The 823-nt window shown below is 71.6% G+C and carries 1 protein-coding gene; it reads left to right on the forward strand.

The features are described from left to right. Positions 1–823 (forward strand): cellulase family glycosylhydrolase (locus tag AX737_RS26190; protein ID WP_156453968.1); only part of this gene is annotated, 823 nt, incomplete at both ends.

Here is an 823-nt window from a genome sequence, read left to right on the forward strand (position 1 = left end):
GCAGATGGACGGCGTCGTCGCGTACGCGGCGAGCCGGGGCCTGCAGGTGATCCTGGAGCCGCACAATTTCGGCTCCGGCTACGGCCATCCGGTCGGCAGCGCCGAGACGCCCGACAGCGCCTTCGCGGACCTGTGGAGCCGCCTCGCGCGCCACTACGCCGGCAGCCCCAACGTCATCTTCGGCCTGATGAACGAGCCGCACCAGCAGACGGCGCAGCAATGGCTCGGCTCGGCCAACGCGGCGATCGCGGCGATCCGTGCGGGCGGCGCCGGCCAGCAGATCCTCGTGCCCGGCAGCTACTGGACGGGCGCCCACAGCTGGGTCAGCACCGACAACGACACCGTGATCGGCCCCGGCATCCGCGATCCGCTCGGCAACTTCGCCTTCGAGGTGCACCAGTACCTCGACAGCGACAGCTCGGGCACGCACGCCAACGTGGTCTCGGCGAACATCGGCGTCGAGCGGCTGACCGCGGTCACCCAGTGGGCGGAGGCGACGGGCAGCCGCCTGTTCCTGGGCGAGTTCGGGGTCGCGCAGGATCCGGTGAGCCTGGCCGCGCTCGCCAACATGGTGGCCTACATGAAGGCGCACCCGGTCTGGGAGGGCGCGACCTACTGGGCGGCGGGCCCGTGGTGGGGCGACTACATGTTCTCGATCGAGCCGACCGGGCTCGGCACCGGCAGCGTGGTCGATCGCCCGCAGATGGACGTGCTCGAGGCCTTCCTGGGCGCTGTCTTTGGCGAGATCAGGACGGGCGGCACGGGCGGCGACCTGCTCTACGGCGGCGCCGGCAACGACAGCCTCAAGGGCGGCGACGGCACC

It is taken from the genome of Methylobacterium sp. CCH5-D2 (assembly GCF_001556475.1).
GTDB classification, from domain to species: Bacteria; Pseudomonadota; Alphaproteobacteria; order Rhizobiales; family Beijerinckiaceae; genus Methylobacterium; species Methylobacterium hispanicum.